The 6,234-nt window shown below is 42.1% G+C and carries 6 protein-coding genes and 2 pseudogenes; 5 read left to right on the top strand and 3 right to left on the bottom strand.

Annotated elements, in window-relative coordinates; translation table 11 throughout:
- Both HU824_RS18860 and HU824_RS20075 read right to left on the bottom strand, forming a co-directional pair.
- The coding region (locus HU824_RS18860; protein WP_176469690.1) for a transposase at nt 1-602 on the bottom strand (602 nt) is incomplete at its 3' end.
- Between the two features lie 140 nt (nt 603-742).
- A pseudogene (locus HU824_RS20075) lies at nt 743-1,048 on the bottom strand (transposase family protein).
- Between the two features lie 244 nt (nt 1,049-1,292).
- On the opposite strand from HU824_RS20075, the gene HU824_RS18865 reads away from it, so the two are divergent.
- From HU824_RS18865 to der, 5 genes are all read left to right on the top strand, one after another.
- Entirely contained in the window at nt 1,293-1,868 is a 576-nt protein-coding gene (locus HU824_RS18865) for a DUF177 domain-containing protein (RefSeq protein ID WP_176469691.1), read from the top strand.
- Nucleotides 1,869-1,880: 12 nt separating this feature from the next.
- The gene (rpmF, locus tag HU824_RS18870; protein ID WP_004288267.1) at nt 1,881-2,066 is read left to right on the top strand and encodes a 50S ribosomal protein L32; all 186 of its coding nucleotides are present in this window, start codon (nt 1,881-1,883) and stop codon (nt 2,064-2,066) included.
- A gap of 123 nt (nt 2,067-2,189) precedes the next feature.
- Entirely contained in the window at nt 2,190-3,194 is a 1,005-nt protein-coding gene (locus HU824_RS18875; protein ID WP_136011049.1) for a beta-ketoacyl-ACP synthase III, read from the top strand.
- 85 nt (nt 3,195-3,279) lie between these two features.
- Nucleotides 3,280-4,161 (top strand): GTPase Era, encoded by an 882-nt coding sequence (gene era, locus HU824_RS18880; RefSeq protein ID WP_136011048.1) that lies wholly within the window; start codon nt 3,280-3,282, stop codon nt 4,159-4,161.
- Nucleotides 4,162-4,210: 49 nt separating this feature from the next.
- Nucleotides 4,211-5,524, top strand: a complete 1,314-nt coding sequence (gene der, locus HU824_RS18885) for a ribosome biogenesis GTPase Der (protein WP_176469692.1) — start codon at nt 4,211-4,213, stop codon at nt 5,522-5,524.
- Nucleotides 5,525-5,836: 312 nt separating this feature from the next.
- On the opposite strand, the pseudogene HU824_RS18890 reads toward der, so the two are convergent.
- Nucleotides 5,837-6,106: pseudogene (locus tag HU824_RS18890) on the bottom strand (hypothetical protein); the annotation flags it as partial.
- Nucleotides 6,107-6,234 lie beyond the last annotated feature (128 nt).

The following is a 6,234-nucleotide window of genomic DNA, read 5'->3' on the forward strand; positions in this document are numbered from 1 at the left end:
TCCTTGTCATTGTGCCTATTATATATATTGGTCAACTCTATAGCCAAGTCGTAGACCGATTTCAGTTCGGGATAATGTTCGAATATGATTTCCGCACGTATTCTTTGGAAGTCAGTCCATTTACTAAAATGCTTGACAAGTACATGCTTAGCCCTTGCCAGCAGCTGCTTACGGGTATCTCCATTGGTATATCGGAACGGAACATACGCTATATTTTGCTCTCTGCACCGCTGAATTTCATCGTCCTCCAAATCCCGTGCCATCCGGAGATAAGTAATCCTGAGTTCATCAATTGCCTCATAAAAGAGCTTCTGTACATGAAACCGGCCATTGGTCATAGTGGCATTAGGAAAAGCCGTTCGGACAATCCGCATCATAGTCGGCGAAAAATCCAAAGTGACCTCTTTGACTGTCTTGCGTTTGGAGAGATGAATCATTTCAAGCACCTTTATGACGTCTTCAGACTTCGTGCCACGTATCATGGTCACAAGAGTACCTCTGCCACCACGTCCCGCACGGTTCGTGACAACAGTATATAATTCTCCGCAGCTCAAAGAAGTCTCGTCAATACAAAGGCCGGGACCTATGTTTTGTTTGAACAAGACATATTCTGAAGCATAATCTAACCGGTTCCACTGTCGGTATGCGCTGATAAACTCCTTGTACCGGGAAGTTAACTGTTTACTGTTTACCGTTTACCCCATAAGCATCTGCTATGGAGCTTATGCTGGCCGCGGTAGTTTCAATCTTCTTCTTTTAAAAAAGCAACGAACTCAGGAGTGAGTTTCGTTCCTTCGGACGTAAGATCATCGTAAGTATAGGAAAACGTTTCACCGGTAGCTTTGTCATACCAGCGACGACGTCTCACATGGAGATAAACAGATTTGCCACGCAGAGGAAAGTCCTGAATCACTTTCTCATCAGTAAAACCATGTGAAATCACGGTGCCACTCTTGTAATCGGAACGCTCCAGGTAGTGTTTTTCATCAAGCTAAACTTCGATTTTGACAGAGTCGTCATGCCAACCGGTAATCTCGAAATACTCCATTAAAACTTCGGGGAAGATGAATCGTAGTAACTTATATAGGTGGCGATTAAAATTCGTTGGATTGTTGTCAGAAGATAACCGCAAAGATAGCTTACGTTCGTGTATTAACATAATATGCCCACAGGGGGGCGGACTGACCCGTTATTGGGTTGAAAAACGGAGTGCTATAGAATATTTTTCCTAAAATACTACTGAATGAGGATAATTATTCGTATCTTTGTCGCCCGAATAAACAAATGAAGCTTTGGGAAAGTTTGATAAATACAAAATAGACCTGAAAGGTATGCAAGCAGACTCATGCAAATATGAGTTTGTATTGGATAACCTTTTCTTTGCCAATATTGATGGACTGGAAGTACAGAAGGGTAAAGTTAATGTGGTATTAGTTGTAAAGAAAACATCTCGTGCTTTCGAATTGAACTTCCAGACGGAGGGAATGGTGTGGGTGCCATGTGACCGTTGTTTGGATGATATGGAACAGCTTGTCAGTTCAATAGATAAACTATTGGTGAAGTTCGGTCATGAATATGCCGAGGAAGGTGATAATCTCATTGTAATCCCTGAAGAGGAGGGTGAGATTAATGTAGCATGGTTTATGTACGAGTTTGTAGCTTTGGCCATCCCCATGAAGCATGTGCATGCTCCGGGTAAGTGTAACAAGGCAATGACCAGCAAACTGAGTAAGCATATGCGTACTACTCCGGATGATGAGATGGCGGAGGATACATTTGCACCAGAAGAAGTGGAGCTGATGAATGAAGAAGAAACGCAGGTAGACCCGCGTTGGGACGAATTAAAGAAAATATTAGATAACAATTAAAGATTAAAGAAAATGGCACATCCTAAGAGAAGACAGTCAAAAACAAGAACTGCAAAGAGAAGAACTCATGATAAAGCAGTAGCTCCTACACTGGCTATTTGCCCGAATTGTGGCGAGTGGCATGTATATCACACTGTATGTGGCGCATGCGGTTACTATAGAGGTAAGCTTGCAGTTGAAAAGGAAGCTGCCGTATAATTACGGTCAGTTTGGCTAAAACTTATACTTGAATATCGGGCGTCTAAAAAGATTTGTGATTTAATGAGCAAACCTTTTTAGACTACCGTTGTTTCAGCAGTTCTATAAGTAAACAAGATTTTAATGGAAAAAATAAATGCAGTAATTACAGGAGTCGGTGGTTATGTCCCTGATTACGTCTTGACAAACGACGAAATCTCGAAAATGGTGGATACCAATGACGAATGGATTATGACTCGTATCGGGGTAAAGGAAAGACGTATCTTGAATGAAGAAGGGTTGGGTAGTTCCTATATGGCGCGTAAAGCAGCCAAACAGTTGATGCAACGTACGGGTGCAAATCCGGATGATATTGATTTGGTGATTGTAGCTACTTCCACTCCGGATTACCATTTCCCTTCTACCGCTTCTATATTGTGTGATAAGCTTAGGCTGAAAAATGCGTATGCTTTTGATTTGCAGGCAGCTTGTAGTGGATTCCTCTATTTGATGGAGACTGCTGCCAATTTCATCCGTTCAGGAAGATATAAGAAGGTTATCATTGTGGGAGCTGACAAGATGTCGTCGATGGTTGATTATACAGACCGCGCTACTTGTCCTATCTTTGGTGACGGTGCTGCTGCCTTCATGCTTGAGCCGACAACGGAAGACGTAGGTATTATGGATGCTATTCTGAGAACCGATGGTAAAGGTTTGCCTTTCCTGCACATGAAAGCGGGTGGTTCGGTTTGCCCTCCATCTTACTTTACTGTAGACAACCACATGCATTACATTTATCAGGAAGGACGTACTGTGTTTAAGTATGCTGTATCCAATATGTCGGATGTTAGTGCAGCTATTGCTGAGAAGAACGGTCTGACAAAGGATAGCATTGACTGGGTAATTCCGCATCAGGCAAACCTTCGTATCATTGATGCTGTGGCTCATCGTCTGGAAGTTCCTCATGAGAAAGTATTGATTAATATCGAACGTTATGGCAATACCAGTGCTGCTACGTTGCCTCTTTGCATCTGGGATTTTGAAGAAAAGTTGAAGAAAGGTGACAACCTTATTTTCACTGCATTCGGCGCAGGATTTACTTGGGGAGCTGTGTATGTGAAGTGGGGATACGATGGAAAGAAGCAGTAATACACTATTGCTAGATATAACATAATAAAAACGCATCCTATTTCGATTCGATGCGTTTTTTTTTCTCAATTCAAATACTGAAGTCATGCACAAAGCAGGTTTTGTAAATATCGTGGGGAATCCTAATGTAGGCAAATCCACATTGATGAACGTTCTGGTAGGTGAACGTATTTCTATCGCTACTTTTAAGGCACAGACCACCCGTCATCGAATTATGGGCATCTATAATACGGATGCCATGCAGATTGTGTTTTCGGACACTCCAGGGGTATTGAAGCCAAATTATAAATTGCAGGAGTCTATGCTGAATTTCTCCACTTCGGCATTGATGGATGCAGATGTATTGTTGTATGTGACGGATGTAGTTGAGACTCCCGACAAGCATAATGACTTCGTGGAGAAAGTGGGACACTTGGGGGTTCCGGTTTTGCTGCTTATCAATAAAATTGATTTGAGTAATCAGGAAAAGCTTGTGGAACTTGTGGAAGCATGGAAGGAATTGTTGCCGAAGGCTGAAATTATTCCTATCTCTGCTACTTCGAAATTCAATGTGGATTATGTGATGAAGCGGGTGAAGGAACTTCTGCCCGATTCGCCTCCTTATTTTGATAAAGACCAATGGACGGACAAACCGGCACGTTTCTTTGTGACCGAGATAATCCGTGAGAAAATTCTGCTGTACTACGATAAGGAAATCCCTTATTCAGTGGAGGTGATGGTAGAACAGTTTAAGGAAGAAGCAAGGAAGATTCATATCAGTGCCATAATCTATGTGGAGCGTGATTCACAAAAGGGCATTATCATAGGTAAGCAAGGGAAGGCTTTGAAGAAAGTGGCCACCGAAGCGCGCCGTGATTTGGAGAGGTTTTTCGGGAAAACGATATTCTTGGAGACATTTGTGAAAGTTGATAAGGATTGGCGGAGTTCAGACAAGGAACTACGTAACTTTGGTTATCAGCTGGATTAAGAGTTATTCATACGACTGTGACAGTCGCAAAAAACAAAGAGTGTGAACTATGGGAAATTTAGTTGCAATCGTAGGGCGCCCCAACGTGGGAAAGTCTACATTATTTAATCGTCTGACCAAGACACGTCAGGCAATTGTGAATGAGGAAGCGGGAACCACCCGTGACCGCCAATATGGAAAAACCGAATGGCTGGGACGTGAGTTCTCGGTAGTGGATACCGGTGGTTGGGTAGTGAACTCTGATGATATCTTTGAAGAGGAGATTCGTAAGCAGGTGCTGATGGCGGTAGATGAAGCCGATGTGATTCTGTTTGTGGTGGATGTGATGAACGGAGTTACAGACCTTGACGAGCAGGTGGCTTCCATATTGCGTCGTGCCAAGAAGCCTGTGTTGCTGGTTGCCAATAAGACTGATAATCATGAACTGCAATACAATGCTCCTGAATTTTATAGCTTGGGTCTAGGCGATCCTTATTGTATTTCTGCTGTAACGGGTAGCGGTACGGGAGATATGATGGATCTTATCGTCGGTAAGTTCAAGAAGGAGTCTGATGAAATTCTGGACGAGGATATTCCCCGCTTTGCGGTAGTAGGACGTCCTAATGCCGGAAAATCTTCCATAGTCAATGCCTTTATTGGAGAAGATCGCAATATCGTGACGGAGATTGCCGGTACCACGCGCGATTCTATCTATACCCGTTACAATAAATTCGGTTTTGATTTCTACCTGGTAGATACGGCGGGTATCCGTAAAAAGAACAAGGTGAATGAGGATTTGGAGTACTACTCTGTAATCCGTTCCATTCGTTCCATTGAGAATGCAGATGTATGTATTTTGATGATAGACGCTACGCGTGGCATCGAAAGTCAGGATTTGAATATCTTTTCTTTGATTCAGAAGAATGCCAAGGGACTGGTGGTTGTGGTGAACAAGTGGGATTTGGTGCAGGACAAGACTGTAAAGGTGATGAAAACTTTCGAAGATGCTATCCGCAACCGTTTCGCTCCATTTGTGGATTTCCCTATCATCTTTGCTTCGGCACTGACCAAACAACGTATTCTGAAGGTGTTGGAAGAGTCGCGTGATGTGTACGAAAATCGTATGACGCGTATTCCGACAGCTCGTTTGAACGAGGAAATGCTTCCGCTTATCGAGGCATATCCCCCCCCTTCAATCAAGGGTAAATATATCAAGATAAAGTATATTACGCAGTTGCCCAATATCCAGGTGCCGTCATTTGTTTATTTTGCAAATCTTCCACAATATGTGAAAGAACCTTACAGACGATTTCTGGAAAATAAGATGCGTGAGAAATGGAAGTTAACCGGAACTCCGATAAATATCTATATCCGGCAGAAGTAAAATATATCGTGATGATATAAGTCGATTCTATTAACTGGTTTTATGAAGATGAAGAGGTTGTGTCAAAATCTTGACACAACCTCTTCTGTAATTTACAGTTCTGTTATCTTTTCTTTTGCCTAGCAAAGAAAGTAAGGTTCATCGTCACCTTGTTTGAAATTATCAAGATCAAGATTATTGACAACTGATTTGATTGCGCTGACTGGGTTGTTCACAGCTGTGTTTTCATCAATTATCCTGAGAAAAAGAACGGGTCGGTTGGGAGTATAAGGACGAAAATGTACGTTTTGCCATAACGTAAAATTGTAACTGTTATTTTCTTATCACTCTAAACTCACATTTTGCATTTCCGAGTAATCCGTTACCATCAATACCTTCTATGACCCCGATAAATCCGGTATTGATGTCGGAACAATAGAAATGAACTTCTGCTTCTCCTTTTTCATCTGTAATGACAGATGGAGCCCATAATAAAGTATTGCGGGCATCAGGAGTGGAAAGCTGTATGTCTACCTCATCTGGTTGGTAAAACTCTCTTTTTCTATAATAACCTTTGGTACGCCAGAGGTTATTCATGCGAAGTCATTAGTGTCCCATAAAAAATAGGGACTAGTTAAACATTAAATAAATTTGGCCCATTTGGTCCGAAACGGTCTTTGTCATATTGAAATTTAGTTTTGTCGAAGAGGTCTTTCAAGTGCGTTTTGTCA

It is taken from the genome of Bacteroides sp. L10-4 (assembly GCF_013373675.1).
GTDB classification, from domain to species: Bacteria; Bacteroidota; Bacteroidia; order Bacteroidales; family Bacteroidaceae; genus Bacteroides; species Bacteroides muris.